The following is a 16,558-nucleotide window of genomic DNA, read 5'->3' on the forward strand; positions in this document are numbered from 1 at the left end:
AATGGCGTCGCCACCGGTCGCCGGTGGCCGGCGATAACGAAAACGCCCATTTTTGATCTTCCCGGTGGCCGGCAATAACGAAAACGCCCGTTTTTGATCTTCCCGGTGGCCGGCAATAACGAAAACGCCCGTTTTTGATCTTCCCGGTGGCCGGCGATAACGAAAACGCCCGTTTTTGATCTTCCCGGCAGCCGGCGACACCAAAAACGCCCGTTTCCAGCCTTGCGGGAATTCCGCGGCCCTGAAAACGGGCGTTTTCGGGTTCCCGGGATTTCCGCGCCCCCGGCAACGGGGAATCGCTCCCCGCTCCCACAGGGAGAGGGGCGGGGGGGAGGTCGCCCGCCCGCCACCCGATAACCCCCAACCAAATCAGACATCCGACATCGGACATCATCACATTCCCTTGCGTATCTTACCCGCACAAACGTTATTGCATATGCGCCTGCCCTTGATCCTGCTTACCCTGCTTTGTTCGGCCGCTGCCTTTTCGCAAAAGCGGAAAGCCGCGCCGGCCGCCGATCCCGACTCCGCCCTTTTTGCTAAAATGAAATACCGCCTCGCCGGGCCCTTCCGCGGCGGGCGCGTGGCGGCCGTGGGCGGCTCCGCCCGCAACAAAAACACGTTTTATTTCGGCTCCGTCGGCGGCGGCGTCTGGAAGACGACCGACGGCGGCTCCAACTGGAAATGCGTGTCGGACAAATACTACGGCGGCTCCATCGGTGCCGTGGCCGTAGCGCCCTCCGACGACAACATCGTGTATGTAGGTGAAGGCGAGAACACGCTCCGCGGCAACGAAAGCGAGGGCCTCAACGGTATGTGGCGCTCCGACGACGGCGGCCGCACCTGGCACAATATCGGCCTCCGCGATGCCCGCCACGTGAGCCGCATCCTGGTGCATCCCCGCGATCCCAACACCGCCTGGGCGGCCGTGATCGGTCACTCCTTCGGGCCAAACGCCGAGCGTGGTGTATATAAGACCACCGACGGTGGCAAGACCTGGCGCAAAACGCTTTTTGTAAACAACCTGGCCGGCGCCGCCGAGCTGGCGATGGAGCCGGGCAACCCCTCGGTGCTGTGGGCCGGCACCTGGCGCGTGCTGCGCACTCCCTGGAGCATGGAAAGCGGCGGCGAAGGCAGCGGCCTCTGGAAAAGCACCGACGGCGGCGAAACCTGGACCGATATGTCGGCCCGCAAAGGACTCCCGAAAGGCACCTGGGGCATCGTGAGCGTGGCGGTAGCCGCCACCAATCCCGACAAGGTGTACGCCATCATCGAGAATGAAAAAGGCGGTCTCTTCGCATCCAACGACGGCGGCGATACCTGGACGCTCGTGTCCAGCGACAACAATATCCGCCAGCGCGCCTGGTACTACAGCAAGGTGTTCGTGGATCCGAAAAATGAAAACCTGGTATACGCGCCCAATGTGGGCTTCATGCGGAGCCGCGACGGTGGCCGCACCTTCCAGGCGGTGCCCGTTGGCCATGGCGATTGCCACGACCTGTGGATCGACCCCGAAGACGGCAACCGCATGATCCTCGGCGACGACGGCGGCGCGGAAGTTTCCTTCGATGGCGGGCAGAACTGGAGCTCCATCCGCAACCAGCCCACCGCGCAGATCTACCGGGTTACTACGGATAACAGCTTTCCCTACCGCATCCTCGGTGCGCAGCAGGATAACTCCACCATCCGGATGCGCAGCCGCGGCCGCACGCGCGCCGGCATCACCGACAACGACTGGGAACCCACGGCAGGCGCCGAAAGTGGCTACGTGGTGGCCGACCCGCTGAACCCCGATATTGTGTATGGCGGCAACTACGGCGGCTACCTCTCGCGCCTCGATCACAAGACCGGGGAGAACCGCGCCGTATCGCCCTGGCCCAACAACCCGATGGGCGCCGGCGCCGACGTGCAGAAATTCCGCTTCCAGTGGAACTTCCCCATCTTCTTTTCGCCCAACAACCCGAAGCGCCTCTATTGCGCGGCCAACGTTCTTTTTGCTACTGAAGATGAAGGAGCCAACTGGGAGCAGGTGTCGCCCGACCTCACCACCAACGACAAGAGCAAGCAGGGCCCGAGCGGCGGCCCCATCACCAAGGACAACACCTCGGTGGAATACTATTGCACCATCTTCACCGCGGCCGAGTCGCCACTGGAGCCCGGCGTGCTGTGGACCGGATCCGACGATGGCGTCATTTCCGTAACCCGCGACGGCGGCAAGAACTGGAAAAATGTTACGCCCGCCGGCGCGCCGAAGTGGATCATGTGGAACTGCGTGGAGGTGGATCCCTTCAAGCCGGGCGCGGCCTACTTCGTGGGTACCCGCTACAAGCTCGACGACTTCGCACCGTATATCTACAAGACCGAGGATTATGGCGCTACCTGGCGCCGCATCACCAACGGCATCCCGGCGCAGCATTTCACCCGTGCCCTGCGTGCCGACAAAAAGCGTCCCGGGCTGCTTTACGCCGGCACCGAGTACGGCATGTACCTGTCGTACGATGATGGCGCCACGTGGAAGCCCTTCCAGCTGAACCTGCCGGTGACGCCCGTCACCGATATGACCATCAAGGAGAACGACCTTATCGTGGCTACGCAGGGCCGTGCCTTCTGGGTGCTTGACGACCTGGGCCCGGTGCAGCAGTGGAGCACCGCGGTGCCTGCCAGGCGCCTGCAGCTGTTCACGCCGGCCGCGGCGTACCGCATGCCCGATGCCGGTGGCCGTGGTGCCCAGCAGGCGCCGCGCAATGTGGGTGCCAACCCGCCGGCGGGTGTGGTGGTACCCTTCTGGCTCTCCGGCATCAACGACTCCACCAGGGTGCGGGTGACGGTACTTGATGAAGCCCGCAAGCCGATCCGGACCTTCAGCACCGATGCCAAGGAAGAGAACGCGAAACTGGACGTCAGCAACGGCATCAACCGCTTTGCCTGGAACGGCCTCTATGCCGAATCGGAGCGCGCGCCCGAAGGCATGATCCTCTGGAACGGCGTGCCCGCCGGCATCCTGGCGCCTCCCGGCAATTACTTCGTGCGTGTGGTGGTGGATGGCAAGGATTCGTCGGAAGTGCCCGCCCGCATTCTCGCCGACCCGAACTACAAAACCACGCCGGCCGAATACACCGCGCAGTTCAACTTCCTCCGCGGCGTGCAGGATAAGTTCAATGAAACACAGAAGGCGATCCGCGACATCCGCACGCTCCGCAGCCGCATCGAGGGCTTCATGACCCTGCAGGGCAAAGACGTTCCGAAGGACGTGAAGGAACTTTCCGACAGTATCCAGCGCCGCCTCACCCGCATTGAGGAAGTGCTGTACCAAACGAAGGCGAAGAGCGGACAGGACGTGCTGAATTATCCCATCCGCCTCAACGACAAGCTCTCGGGGCTTTTCGATGTGGCCAACAGCGGCAACTTCGCGCCCAGCCGCCAGGCACAGGAAGTGTACGCGGAGCTCGCCGGCGCCATCGACGCGCAGCTGGCGGCGCTGAAGCGGGTGCAGGAGGTGGATGTGAAGGCGCTCAACGAAGCCATCCGGCAGAAGGCCCTGCCCGTGATTGGTGTCCGGTAGTTGGAATCTCTTTATCTTTCGCCTTACTTTTCAAGAACAGACCCCTGATCATACGTAACACACCAACATGAAGTGCTTAATCGTAGACGATAACAAGATGGCCCGGATGGCCATGAAGCAGCTGGTAGGGCAGGTGAAGGACCTTGAGCTCGTAGACGAGTGCGAGGACGCCATGGCAGCATACCATATCATCAACAAGCAACCCATCGACCTCCTGTTTCTCGACATCGAGATGCCCGGGATGACCGGCCTCGAGCTGACCAAGAACCTCGGGCACAAATCGCCGCTGATCATCTTCACCACGGCCAAGAAAGATTACGCCGTGGAGGCCTTCGAACTCAACGTGGTGGATTACCTGGTGAAACCCGTTTCGCCCGCCCGCTTCCTGCAGGCCGTGGAGCGCGCCCAGGAAACCATCGCCGCCGACAAGGAAGAAGTGAAGGTCGAGGCCCAGGAGTTCGTGTTTGTAAAAGACAATGGCATCCTGAAGCGGATCAATGTAGACGAGATCCTCTACCTCGAGGCCATGGGCGACTACGTGAAGGTGCATACCCCGCAGAAATTCCATGTGCTGCATGCCACCCTGAAGTCGATCGAGGAAAAGCTGTCGCCGCAGAAGTTCATCCGCGTGCACCGCAGCTATATCGTTTCCATGAGCAAGATCGACTTCATCCAGGAAGGCGTGATCTCGATCGGGAAGGCTTCGGTGCCCGTGGCCGACACCTATCGCACCGCGCTCAACAAGCGCCTCAACCTCCTTTAATTTCGACTATGCATCGGTGCGGTTGGCCGAGCATATTACCGCTATCACCTAATTCGGGGAGCCCCACGGCTCCCCGAATCTATTTTTGAAACAGCCTTAGCCGCGGCTCTGTCCCGGAATACTGCTTATCCACCAAAACGACCAGCGCCACCGGCCTGATATTATGAAACTTCGCTACCTGATACCCTTCCTCACCTGCATCCTCCTGCTCATTGCATCGGAGTACTTCCTGCTGAGCGAAGTGTGGAGCGGGCGCCGCCTCCCCGTGATCCTGGGTTCTTCGGCCATTCTTTTGGGGAGCATCGTCTACTTCTGGCGCTCCTACCGCCGCTTTCGCCAGGCGGAACCTGTCCAAGCCTGATTTTTCGTATTTTAGACCCTCAGCATGGGGGACGGTCGCATGAAATACCTGGCGTTGTGGTTTTTTATTATTGGCGTATTGCTGATCGTCTTTATACAGTTCATTACGTCCCATAATGTCCGCGACCTTACCGAAGGCAACCGCCGACTGCTCAGCGAGGTCAATATCCAGAACAATCTCCGCAGCCTCGAAGCCGACGTTCTTTCGGTGGAAAGCGATATCCGTGGTGCCATCATCACCAACGACCGGCGGCACATCCGCGACGTCAACAACAAGATCAGCAATATCCGCAGCGAGCTGGGGCCGATCCGCAAGCGCCTGCAGGGCACGGAGACGAACGGTCTCGTGCGGGAGCTCGACGGCCTCGTGGACCGGAAGATCCGTTTCAGCTACGACATCCTGAACGCCTATGAGCGCGGCGGCAAGGACGCGGGTGAGGCCGTTATCAATACCGGCCGCGGCCGCCTGCTCCGCGATTCCATCAACTCGGTGATCTACCGCCTCGACAGCATCCGGCAGGCGCACCTTACCTCCATCATGGGCGGCATCGAGCGCAACGGCGACCGGGCCCGCTTTACCGGCGTGGGCATGGCTATCATCGCCTGCCTGGCCTGCATCCTGGCCTTTATATATGTGGTCAACAAGGGCCGCCAGCAGGAGCGCATGATCCTGATGCTCAACGAGTCGGAAAAACGCATCAAGGAAGGCGCCCTCATCAAGGAGCAGTTCCTGGCCAATATGAGCCACGAGATCCGCACCCCGATGAACGCTATCCTCGGCTTCACCAACCTGCTGCGGCGCTCCTCGCTCACGAGCCAGCAGCAGCAGTATGTCGACTACATCTATTCCTCGAGCCAGAACCTGCTTACGCTGATCAACGACATTCTCGACCTCTCCAAGATCGAGGCGGGAATGATGCACATCGAGCAGACGCCCTTCTCCCTCAACGGGCTTGTGGGCTCGGTGCAGGTGATGTTTGAAGACAAGGCCAGGCAGAAAGGCCTTCAGTTCACTATCAACGTCGATCCTTCGATCCACGACACGCTCTCCGGCGACCCGGTGCGCCTGACGCAGGTGCTGATCAACCTGCTCAGCAATGCCATTAAGTTTACCGAGCGCGGCTTCGTGCATTTCGAGGTGACGACGATCAGCCAGAATGAGGAGCTGGTGCACCTGCAATTCCGCATCAAGGATTCCGGCGTGGGCATCGCCCCCGAAAAGAAGAACACCATCTTCGACCGCTTCCAGCAGGCGGAGGCGGAAACCACGCGCAAATTCGGCGGCACGGGTCTCGGGCTTGCCATCGTGAAGCAGCTGATCGACCTGCAGGGCGGCTCTATCCAGATGGAAAGCGAGGTGGGGCGCGGCTCGGAGTTCCTGGTGCGTATGCCCTTCCGGCCCCTGCACAATCATACCGAAAGCTTTGCCCGTCCCGCCGACGAGGTGCACCATGCGCTCCAGGGCATGCGGATCCTGGTGGCCGAAGACAACGCCATGAACCAGCAGCTGATCCGGCACCTGATGCAGCAGTGGCACCTCGACTACCACCTGGTAAACAACGGTCTCGAGGCGGTGAACGCACTCCGCGAAGGCAACTACGCCGCCGTGCTGATGGACATCCAGATGCCGCTCATGGATGGTTATGACGCCACCCAGGTGATCCGCGGCGAGCTGAAACTCGACCTGCCCATCATCGCCATGACGGCCCACGCCATGACCGGCGAGAAAGAACGCTGCCTCTCTTTCGGCATGAACGACTACATTTCTAAACCAATCAAGGAAGGTGAGTTATACGCTATCCTGCAACACTATTGTCAACAAATGGAAACCGATCGTACCCCAGTGCCGGTGGTGAACCTTGCCTACCTGCACGAGCTGTCGCTGGGCGACACCGAGTTTGAGAACGCCATTATCCGCCAGTTCATCGTTCAGGTGCCCGAAGAGCTCAACCTGCTGCAGGAGGCCGTGGAAGCCGGCAACCGCACCCAGATAAAAAGCATCGCCCATGGCATGAAAAGCTCCGTGGCCTATCTCGGCCTGACCGAGCGCCTCTCGCCCTACCTGCACCGTATGGAAGTGGAAGCAGTGGGGCAAACAGACGAAAATCATTTCCTGGAAGACTACCTCGAGGTGCGAAAAGTTTGCGAGCAGGCAGTTGCCGAAGCGCGGGGCTTATTGAGTAGCGTCGGCTAAGGGTAGATGCTTATCCGCTCATCCTGTCAATGGATGAATTTGACCGGCATTTTTGCCCGGTTGAACGATTGGATTTGGATTGTGGCCTCCCGGCGAACTACTTTTACCATGTAATCGGAACACAGTATCCCGGTTACTCAAAAAGAAGATTATTCTACGCTGAATATAAGATCTTGGTTTCGTATGGTTAAGGGTGAAGCCCTGTCATTCTTGACGGGGCATTTTTTTGCAACCGCGAACACATTATTCAAAATTGCCATAACAAAGGGATGCAAGTCCTGATAAGCCGCTCGTTTCTACGAATGGCTTTTATTTTCAATGGCCTGCGGCCAGGCATTGCCCTGAAAAGAAAGAACGCAGATTTATTATGATTCTTATGATTTACGCAGCCTTCGACCTCGCACAGGCTGACAACGTCATGGCGAGCTTGTCGCATCATACCGGCGCCGGCCTATCATAAAAAAATCATAACCAATCTGCGTATCCCGCTTGCGGAATCAGCGTTGTGTTGCTCCCGTTGCCTGCGGTGCGGCTATCTCCGTCCGCGGCCTACCAGCCAAAGGATGAGTCCCACCACCAGTACGATCAGGATAATGGCCGTCCAGAATCCCGCTTTAAAGATGCCGCCAACGACCTGGCAGGAAGCAAAGGTGCTTGCCAGGAAAAACAAAGCCATCCAAAGTGTTGCATGCCGTTTCATAGTCTGCCTTTTTCATAATGCTTTGCAAATGCGTTGCCACAGCCTGCCTAACGTCATTTAACCTTATTTAACCGGAAGGGCTTAAACCTATCTTTCCGGTGGCCGTCTATGATAAAACCGTTTACAAAACACAAATAATGAATATGAAAAGAATGATTACCAGTGCTTTGGCCATCCTGTTGCTGGCCGGCGCCGCCCAGGCCCAGGGTCGTGGCAAGGAAGCAAAGCAAGAACGTCGCAACGACATGAAGGAGCTCAACCTGAGCAACGACCAGAAAACAAAGCTCAAGGATATCCACACCCGCGAAAAGGCCGAAATGGATGCCCTGCGCAACAACACCGCCCTTACCGATGAGCAGCGCAAGACCCAGCGCAGGCAGATCCACGAAAAATATGTGGCCGAGCGCAAGAGCCTGCTGACGCCCGAGCAGCAGAAGAAGGCCGCTGATTTCCGCGAAGAGTGGAAAGACCGCCGCGGTGCCGGTGGTCCCGGTGACCGCGACACCATCCGCCGTCATGGCGGCCCCGGTGGCGAGTACGGCAAGCATGGCGAAGGTTTTGGCAAAATGCAGCAGGAGCTCAACCTGACCGCGGCCCAGCAGGAAAAGATGAAGAGCATCCGCCAGGACTATAAAGGTCGCCTGGATGCCCTGCGCAACAATACGGCCATCAGCCAGGAAGAAAAGCGCAAGCAACAGCACGAGCTGATGAAGGCCCAGATGGAGCAGATGAAGTCTGTACTCACCCCCGAGCAGCAGCAAAAGATGCAGCAGCTCCGCAAGGGTGGCCGCAAGAAGAATGCTAACGTGAAGTAACCCGTTTTTAGTTGGGTTCAATAAAAAGACCCCCGCATTGCGGGGGTCTTTTCTACTTTTGCCGGATGAACAAGAAATCAGGGTTTGAGAAATTCCACAAGGGCGGCCCCAAAAAAGGCGCGGCCCTGAAGGAACAGTTTCGGCAGGAAAAGAAGGAAGAAACCCGCAAGCGTAAAGCTTTTTTTGAGCAGCAGCGTGCCGATAAGGCCGCGGCGCGGAATTCCGGATTTGGCAGCGAAGCACCCGCCCCGCGTGGTGCGCGCACCCCGAAAGCGGGCAATGACCGCCCCGCTAAGCCCGCACGCGAAGAGGGACGCCCGTCGAAGTTCTCGAAGGAAGAACCGCGCGGTGCCCGTCCTGCCGCCCGCCCGGCCAAAGGCCCCGGCAAGGAGCCTGCCGCGCCGAAGCGCACTGGAACCCCCAACGATAAAGACGCCCCGAAAGGCTCATTCCGGGTGCGCCGCGCCATTGGCGACACGGCGCATGAGGCCCGGCCCACGGCCGCTCCCGATGCCGCGCCCGACCGGAAGCCGGTTACCCGCGCGCGCAAGGAAGCACAGATGCCCCTGAATAAATACCTCGCCCACGGCGGCATCTGCTCGCGTCGCGAGGCCGCCGACGTAGTCAAAAGCGGCAAGGTGCAGGTGAACGGCGCCGTAGTGACCGAGCCCGGTTACAAGGTGCAGGCCGACGACAAAGTGACCTTCAACGGTAAGAAAGTGACGCCTACCGGCAATCTCGTGTACATCCTGCTTAACAAGCCGAAAGATTACCTCACCACTACCGACGACCCGCAACAGCGCAAGACGGTGCTCGACCTCATCGCCCGTGCCACCGAGGAACGCGTGTACCCGGTGGGCCGCCTCGACCGCAATACCTCGGGCGTGCTGCTGCTCACCAACGACGGCGAACTGGCGCAGACGCTGACCCATCCCAGCAACGAAGTGCGGAAGGTGTACGCCGTAACGCTCGACAAGCCGCTCACCAAAGCGCACTTCGATGAAATCCTCAAGGGCGTGCCGCTCGAGGACGGGCTTGCCACGGTTGACTCGCTGGCCTATGCCGATTCGTCGAACAAAAAAGAGGTCGGCATCGAGATCCACAGCGGCCGCAACCGCATCGTTCGCCGCATCTTCGAGCACTTTGGCTACGACGTTAAAGGCCTCGACCGCGTCATCTTCGCCGGACTCACCAAGAAGAACGTACCCCGCGGCAAATGGCGCCTCCTCAGCGAAAAGGAAGTGCGTGATCTTAAATTTTTCAAGAAAGGAAAAAAATAGTGTGCTGGTGGGTTAATGTGCTGGTGTGCTAACGGAGGCAAGCAGTAAAACAAAACTTTTGGTATAGTTGCGTCCATTGCCGGTTTAGCCAGACCTTTTGACCATTTAGCACATTAGCACACCAGCACACCAGCACAATACGACTATGGCTTTTCGAATTGACGATCTGATAGTTTACGAAGACGAAAACCTGGTGGCGGTGAACAAACCCTCGGGCATGCTCACCATTCCCGATCGCGAGGGCGTGGCCGGGCTGCGCAACGGGCTGCAGGATAAATACGGCTCTATCTTTACGGTGCACCGCCTCGACCGCGATACGAGCGGGCTCGTGATCTTTGCCCGCAACGAGGTTGCCCACCGGCATTTTTCGATGCAGTTTGAAGAGCGCAGCACCCGCAAGGTGTACAACGGATTTGTGCTCGGCACACCGCATATCACCGAGGGCGTGATCGACGAGCCGATTGCCGAGCATCCTACTAAGAAAGGGGTGATGACGGTTTGGCGTAAGGGAAAGGAAAGCGTTACCGAGTTCACCGTGCTCGAGCAGTTCCGCCTTTATGCCTGGATGGAGTTCCGCATTCTTACCGGCCGCACCCACCAGATCCGCGTGCACATGAAGCACCTCGGGCACCCCATTGTGTGCGACCCGATCTACGGCGACGGGCGCCCGGTGCTGCTGTCGGAGTTCCGGAAGAAATTCAACCTCGGCAAGTTCGAGGAGGAGCGTCCCCTGCTCAACCGGCTTGCCCTGCATGCATCGAAGCTTACCCTTAAGAACCTTGATGGAGATGAGATCACACTCGAGGCGCCGCTGCAAAAGGATATGAAGGCGACGCTGCAACAACTAAGAAAGTAATACGAAGGCCCCGCGAAGCGGGGCCTTCGGCGTTATTGCGAGCGCAGCGAAGCAAACTCCACGATCTTAAGACTGGTCTTACTCCGAAAGGATTTCAAAATGATATCCCGTTCAAGCGCTTTGCGACTGACCTCCGTAACATGGTACAGGGCATTTAGATTTCCGTATACCGCAAATAGGGCTTCACGATCTCTACACCCTTCGGGAATTTTTCCTGCGCCTGCTCGGTAGGAACCGACAGCGCTACGATCACCTTCTCACCCGGATTCCAGTCGGCGGGAGTGGCCACGCTATGCTTCGCGGTAAGCTGCAGCGAATCCACCACACGCAATACTTCGTTGAAGTTGCGGCCCGTAGAAGCAGGGTAGGTGAGGGTCAGCTTTACCTTTTTGTCGGGCCCAATCACGAAGAGCGAGCGTACCGTGAAGGTCTCCGAAGCATTCGGGTGGATCATACCGTAAAGGCCCGCTACTTCCCGGGTCTCATCGGCGATGATGGGGAAATCCACGGTCGTGTTTTGCGTTTCGTTGATGTCGCGTACCCAGCCCTGGTGCCTGTCGAGCGCGTCGACGCTTACCGCCAGCACTTTCACGTCGCGCTTTGCAAACTCGTCTTTCAGTTGCGCGGTGCGCCCCAGCTCGGTTGTGCACACGGGTGTGTAATCGGCAGGGTGGGAAAACAAAATGCCCCAGCTGTCGCCGAGGTACTCGTAAAAGTCGATGTCGCCGGCCGTTGTGGTCGCTTTGAAATTGGGGGCGGTGTCGCCGAGTCGCAGGCTCATAGAATGAAGTTTTTTGTGACTACAAATCTAAGGGTAAAACATTTTCCTATAAAAATGGTAGACTAATGGTAGAAAGAGAAAGCAGATTTTTTATGATCTGTCAGGATGAACGCAGATACCGGTACCAACATCCGCGCAAATCATAACCAATCTGCGTATTCCGCTTGCGGGATCAACGTTCTTTCTCTACGTGGCTTTCTTTTTTGTGGCTTTCTTCAGGCTCTTCACCAGGTCTTCTTTCCCCGTTTTCAGGTCTTCGATGGTCTTGTTTTCGAGAATGCCCAGCATGGCGTCGCGCACCTGCTCCATAATGTCATGAAGTCCGCAGTTGCGTTCGTCGCAATTATGGCAACGTTCGTAGAAATACAGGCTCACGCAGGGGAGGGGCGCGATGGGCCCGTCAACGGTGCGCATGATGGTGGCGATACTGGTATCGGCGGGCTGCCCCTTGATGAAATAGCCGCCGCCCTTTCCCTTCTTGCTGTCGAGTACGCCGGCTTTTTTCAGCTGCAGCAGGATGTTTTCCAGGAACTTGAGCGGGATCCGCTTTTTTTCGGCGATGTCGGCAATGAGCACCGGGCCGCTCTCGTATTGGTCGGCGAGGTAGGTGAGTGCCCGGAACGCATAGATGGCTTTCTGCGTCAGCATCAGGCCTCCGGTTTTACCAGCTTCAGCGTGTAGCGGATGTCGGAATTCTTGCGCAGCATAGCCGCCACACCGCAATATTTTTCGAGTGACAGCTCGATGGCCTTCACCACCTTTTCGCGGTTCTCCGGGTCGGTGCCGATCCTGTAGATGATATGGATGCCGGTGAACACGCGCGGGTGACTTTCGGTCTGGTCTGCTTCGGCCTCGATCTCCAGCGAATCGAAAGGCACCCGCATCTTTTCGAGGATGTCCACGATGTCAATCCCGGTGCAGCCGGCGAGGCCGCTCAGGAGGAGCGCCTTCGGGCTGAAGCCCGCCGTAGCGTTGATCGCGATCTTCGCGCCGTTCGGCTGCGTGCTTTCGTAGGCTGAGCCTCCTTTCCAGACAGTAGTCGTTTTCATCTTCCGAAGGTGATTGGTGGATGCCGCAAAGATACCGCCTTAGAATCTGATAATCTGGAATCTGAAATCTGGAATGTATGGCTATGAGCGGCCGCAGCAGATTCCAGATTGCGAGATTGGAGATTCAAAGATCTCCCGGCCCGTGCTTTTTGTTCTGCAGGATATTGTCCACCGTCCACCGGATCTCCTGGCGGAAGGCGTGTTGCCGCACCGGGCAATCTTTTTTGTCGCAGATGGGACACTGGAAATAGAGGCAGCCGTCGGAGTGCACGAACAGCTCGAGCGATTCGCCGAATTCGGTGCGCGCGAGGCTTGCCAGCTGGTCGATCTCCTGGTGGGCCTGGTGTACGTTGAAATACCAGGGCACCGTGAGGTGACAGTCCATATGCAGGGTATTGCCGTATTTGATCACCCGCAGGTTGTGCAGGTCGATCCAGCCGTCGCGGCGGTTGCTGTTGAGTACTTCCACCATCCGGCTCAGCAGGTCCATATCGGCTTCGTCCATGATACCTGCCAGCGATTGCCGCAGGATGCGGTAGCCGGTAAACAGGATCAGGATGCCCATGGCCACCGCCACCACCGAATCGATCCAGAGCCAGCCGGTGATGCGGAGCAGCAGCAGGGCCGCCACGATGCCCAGCGTCGACCAGGTGTCGGTTTGCAGGTGCCGCCCGCTGGCGATAAGCGCAAGTGAGTTGGACTTCTTCCCCTGGCGCACGGCCGTCATGCCCAGCAGCCAGTTGACCAGGGCCGTGCCGGCGATGATGTAGATGCCCACATCGAGCGGGTGAAGCTTTTCGGGAATAAAGAAGGTCTTTACCGCTTTAAAGATGATGAGGGCGCCGGCCGAAAGCACCAGGGTGCCTTCCACGGCGGCCGAGATGAATTCGGCCTTGCCGTGCCCATAGGGGTGGTCGGTATCACGCGGCTTGGCTGACACATAAAGCGAGTACAGGCCGATGAAGGCGGCTGCTACGTTGACGATGCTTTCGAGCGCGTCGGTGAGTACCGCTACCGAGTTGGTGCGGAAATACGCGAAGAATTTCGCCAGCAGCAGCAGGCAGGACGCAACGGCGATCCAGAACTGCAGGCGCAGGTTGGCGTTTGGAGTGTGGGTAGTGGCGGGCAGGATCGTTGGTTTTTTCGTCAGGAAAGGCTTTGGTGCAGCTGCGTTACATAGTTCCAGTTGACCACTTTCCACCAGTTGGCGATGTAGTCGGCGCGCTTGTTCTGGTAGCGCAGGTAATACGCATGCTCCCATACGTCGAGGCCGAGCAGCGGCGTGCCTTTGATGATGGACACATCCATCAGCGGGTTGTCCTGGTTGGGCGTGGAGCCGATGCGCAGGGTTTTGTCGCCATCGAGATACAGCCAGGCCCAGCCCGAGCCGAAGCGGCCGGTGCCGGCGTCGGCAAACTGCTTCTTAAATGCATCCAGCGATCCGAAGGAAGCATTGATGGCGGTCAGCAGCGCGCCGGAAGGAGCACCTCCGTCGGGGCTCATCGTCTTCCAGAAAAACTCGTGGTTGAAATGGCCGCCCGCGTTGTTGCGCATCTTGGCGGAATATTTCGAAATGCGCGTGAGCAGTTCCTCGATCGACCCGTTCGTGGCTACGCCTTCCGCCTTTGCCGCATCCTGCAGGTTGCTGGCATAGGAAGCCGCGTGCTTGCCATAATGGATCTCCATGGTACGCGCATCGATGGCGGCTTCCAGGGCATTGAAGGCATAGGGGAGCGGCTTTTGCGTGAAGTCGTTCACCGGGTGAAAGTTGGTGCCCGTAACTGCCTTGCGGGTGCTGTTGTTGCAGGCAGCCAGCAGCGAAGAACCAATGGCCAGGCCAAGGCCGGCTTTCGTGGTGTTGACGAGAAAGTCGCGTCGGGAGGGTGCCATGGGATAAGAGTTTCGGCCAAAGGTAAACAGGGGACAATTTGGAGGTTCAAGAGGTTCAAAAAGGTTCAAGAGGTTCGTAAATGCGGTAACCAACCTCCTGAGCCTCTTGAACTTTTATTGTGCCTTTTTCCTGCGCAGCTTCCGGAAAAGCCGGTAATAATACTCGCGGTTGAAGAGCTGCGAGTCGTGGATGGCCTTCCACGTGAGGAGGATACCGATGGGCGTTAGTACGAAGGTGGCGAGCCACATGCCGCTGAAGGCGGTCCAGCTGCCTTCTTTCGCGAATTTTTCGCCCGTGTTGGCAATGAAGTAGAAGAGCATGAAAAACGCGATCGACGAAATAAGCGAGTTGCCGATTCCGCCGCGGCGGATGATGGAGCCGAGCGGCGCGCCGATGAGAAAGAGCACGAGGCAGGCGAGGGAGAGCGAGATCTTGCGGTGCCATTCGATCTCGTAGCGGATCTTTTCGCGCTGGTCGGATTCCAGCTGGTTGGCGATGGCTTCGTTGATGCTGCGGACGGTGCCGATGCGGCCCACCACGCGGTCGTTCACAACAGTCTTTACCGAGTCGGGGATCAGCTTTGCCATGTCGATCGCCGCGGTCGCCGCGGGCACGCTGGCCCAGCTCGTGTCCTGCCAGCGCCCGATGCCCGAACCGCCGAATGCTTCCTTACGGATGCGGCCGCCTACGCGCGCATGGGTGCGGTTCATCGAGTCGATCACCTTCGCCAGCTGCGGCATGCTCATAACGCGGAAGTTGGCCTTCTCCGCGGAGTCGGATGTTGACTTGAACTGGAAGGCGATGAGGTCGAGGCTTTTCTTGTATTCCTTAAAGCCGAGGCGGATGAACTCGGTGCCGGGGCCGTTCTGCGCCGCGCGCTCCGAGTAGCGCCAGCCGTTCTTCAGGTTGAACTCCAGGAAGCGCTTGTCGGGCGACACCGTCATGATGCCGTCGGATGCCAGCACGAAATTGTCCTGGAGGCCGCCGGCCTGCTCGTAGATGATGATGTCGTGGATGATGGAGTCGTTCTCCTTCTTGCCGATCTTGATGGCGAGGCCGGAGATCTTATCATAAAAAACGCCCTCCTTGATATCGAATGCCGGTTTCGCCCAAACGATGTCGCTCAGCATGGTGCGCGACTTCAGCTGGGTGATGGGAATGACGCTGTTGCCGAAATAAAAGGCGACGCCGCAGATGGCGAGCACGAAAAAGAACAGGGGCCGCATGAAGCGGAGCAGCGAGATGCCGGAGGCTTTCACGGCTACCAGCTCGTAGGTTTCACCGAGGTTGCCGAAGGTCATCAGCGATGCCAGCAGCACGGCCAGCGGCAGGGCCAGGGGCACCAGCGTGGCGGCCTGGAAGCCGATGAACTCGAGGATGATGCCGGGTGAAAGGCCTTTCCCCACGAAGTCGTCGATCCAGAGCCAGAAGAACTGCAGCACCAGCACCACCAGCGTGATGAAGAAGGTGGCGGCAAAGGGACCGAGGAAGGCTTTTAGAATAAGCTTATCTAATTTCTTGATCACGTGCGCTGCCCGGTTGGTAATTTTGAATGTGGAAGAAGCAAAAATACAGTTTTCGGCCCCGGAGATGGAGCTGATGTGTAACGCGGGGTTCATTTTAACGAAAAACAAAATCCTTTACGGCATCCGGCGCCTGCTCGAAGGCCTGCAGGCAGAGATGGAACGGGCGGTGTTCCACGCCGATCCCGGCCCGCTGGCGGAGGTGCTCGGCCCTTCGGCCAAGATCTCGAAGGGCGAGAATTACCTCGGACTGCCGTACCTGGTGCTCGACTTCCCGCGCTCCTTCGACAGCCGCAACATCTTTGCCCTGCGCACCCTGTTCTGGTGGGGCAATTCCTTCAGCAGCACCCTGCACCTTTCGGGTGTATATAAAGAGATCTTTTCGGCGGATATCGCCGCCAGTCACCACCTACTCGCCAAGCACAATTATTTCATCGGCATCAACGAGGAAGATCCCTGGCAGCACCATTTCGAGGAAGACAATTACCGCGCGATCGCCCTGATGAACGAAGGCGCCTTCTCCGAACGCGTGGAGCGCGCCGAGCACCTCAAGATCGCCGTGGAATATTCGCTGCGCGACGTCCACTTCGTAGCCGAGGACCTGCTGGAAAGCTGGAAGCGACTGCTGACGATCTGCGGGGCGCGGTTCAGAAACGAGGAATGGTAAAAGCAATACTTGAGTAATTGAAGTAGAGGGGCTTCCGATCCCGGATGTCTGATGTTTGATTTCTGATTTTGCCTGACGGCGGTATTATTTGACGCTAAGGATATTTTTAGGGAGGTG

General features: G+C 58.4%; 15 protein-coding genes. 8 read left to right on the forward strand and 7 right to left on the reverse strand.

The features are described from left to right. Positions 1-436: 436 nt before the first annotated feature. The 4 genes from EPD60_RS13190 (at position 437) to EPD60_RS13205 (ending at position 6,879) form a co-directional block, all read left to right on the forward strand. Positions 437-3,562, forward strand: coding sequence for a VPS10 domain-containing protein (locus tag EPD60_RS13190; protein WP_131449995.1), 3,126 nt, complete (start codon positions 437-439; stop codon positions 3,560-3,562). 67 nt (positions 3,563-3,629) lie between these two features. Next, complete coding sequence (locus tag EPD60_RS13195) at positions 3,630-4,325, forward strand: LytR/AlgR family response regulator transcription factor (RefSeq protein WP_131449996.1); 696 nt, start codon at positions 3,630-3,632, stop codon at positions 4,323-4,325. Between the two features lie 163 nt (positions 4,326-4,488). Continuing rightward, entirely contained in the window at positions 4,489-4,686 is a 198-nt protein-coding gene (locus EPD60_RS13200) for a hypothetical protein (RefSeq protein WP_131449997.1), read from the forward strand. A gap of 24 nt (positions 4,687-4,710) precedes the next feature. Then, positions 4,711-6,879 (forward strand): ATP-binding protein, encoded by a 2,169-nt coding sequence (locus EPD60_RS13205; protein WP_131449998.1) that lies wholly within the window; start codon positions 4,711-4,713, stop codon positions 6,877-6,879. 532 nt (positions 6,880-7,411) lie between these two features. Here EPD60_RS13205 and EPD60_RS13210 read toward each other — a convergent pair. After that, the gene (locus EPD60_RS13210) at positions 7,412-7,579 is read right to left on the reverse strand and encodes a phosphatidate cytidylyltransferase (protein WP_165871541.1); all 168 of its coding nucleotides are present in this window, start codon (positions 7,577-7,579) and stop codon (positions 7,412-7,414) included. A 143-nt stretch (positions 7,580-7,722) separates the two neighbouring features. Between EPD60_RS13210 and EPD60_RS13215 the strand changes: the two genes are divergently transcribed. The 3 genes from EPD60_RS13215 to EPD60_RS13225 all read left to right on the forward strand — a co-directional run bounded on the left by EPD60_RS13215 (position 7,723) and on the right by EPD60_RS13225 (position 10,530). Then, positions 7,723-8,394: a hypothetical protein gene (locus EPD60_RS13215; protein WP_131449999.1), complete on the forward strand. Its 672-nt coding sequence runs from the start codon at positions 7,723-7,725 to the stop codon at positions 8,392-8,394. A gap of 65 nt (positions 8,395-8,459) precedes the next feature. Beyond that, positions 8,460-9,674 (forward strand): pseudouridine synthase, encoded by a 1,215-nt coding sequence (locus tag EPD60_RS13220; RefSeq protein WP_131450000.1) that lies wholly within the window; start codon positions 8,460-8,462, stop codon positions 9,672-9,674. Positions 9,675-9,786: 112 nt separating this feature from the next. Next, positions 9,787-10,530: an RluA family pseudouridine synthase gene (locus EPD60_RS13225; protein ID WP_317126067.1), complete on the forward strand. Its 744-nt coding sequence runs from the start codon at positions 9,787-9,789 to the stop codon at positions 10,528-10,530. Positions 10,531-10,684: 154 nt separating this feature from the next. Here the strand turns inward: EPD60_RS13225 and EPD60_RS13230 are convergent, their stop codons facing one another. The 6 genes from EPD60_RS13230 to EPD60_RS13255 all read right to left on the reverse strand — a co-directional run bounded on the left by EPD60_RS13230 (position 10,685) and on the right by EPD60_RS13255 (position 15,777). Beyond that, the gene (locus EPD60_RS13230; protein WP_131450002.1) at positions 10,685-11,311 is read right to left on the reverse strand and encodes a peroxiredoxin; all 627 of its coding nucleotides are present in this window, start codon (positions 11,309-11,311) and stop codon (positions 10,685-10,687) included. Positions 11,312-11,497: 186 nt separating this feature from the next. After that, entirely contained in the window at positions 11,498-11,959 is a 462-nt protein-coding gene (locus EPD60_RS13235; protein ID WP_131450003.1) for an RrF2 family transcriptional regulator, read from the reverse strand. Beyond that, positions 11,959-12,360, reverse strand: a complete 402-nt coding sequence (locus EPD60_RS13240) for an OsmC family protein (protein WP_131450004.1) — start codon at positions 12,358-12,360, stop codon at positions 11,959-11,961. Before EPD60_RS13240 ends, EPD60_RS13235 begins: the two co-directional genes overlap by 1 nt. Positions 12,361-12,484: 124 nt before the next feature. After that, a complete protein-coding gene (locus tag EPD60_RS13245; RefSeq protein ID WP_243647834.1) occupies positions 12,485-13,561 on the reverse strand; it encodes a cation diffusion facilitator family transporter in 1,077 nt (358 codons plus the stop codon). Continuing rightward, positions 13,507-14,250: a superoxide dismutase gene (locus EPD60_RS13250; RefSeq protein ID WP_131450006.1), complete on the reverse strand. Its 744-nt coding sequence runs from the start codon at positions 14,248-14,250 to the stop codon at positions 13,507-13,509. Before EPD60_RS13250 ends, EPD60_RS13245 begins: the two co-directional genes overlap by 55 nt. Positions 14,251-14,364: 114 nt before the next feature. Beyond that, a complete protein-coding gene (locus EPD60_RS13255; RefSeq protein WP_243647835.1) occupies positions 14,365-15,777 on the reverse strand; it encodes an LptF/LptG family permease in 1,413 nt (470 codons plus the stop codon). Between the two features lie 28 nt (positions 15,778-15,805). Between EPD60_RS13255 and EPD60_RS13260 the strand changes: the two genes are divergently transcribed. Further along, on the forward strand, positions 15,806-16,441 hold the full coding sequence (locus tag EPD60_RS13260; protein ID WP_131450007.1) for a hypothetical protein: 636 nt from the start codon (positions 15,806-15,808) through the stop codon (positions 16,439-16,441). Positions 16,442-16,558: the final 117 nt, after the last annotated feature.

It is taken from the genome of Flaviaestuariibacter flavus (assembly GCF_004337505.1).
In the GTDB taxonomy this organism is placed as follows: domain Bacteria; phylum Bacteroidota; class Bacteroidia; order Chitinophagales; family Chitinophagaceae; genus Flavisolibacter; species Flavisolibacter flavus.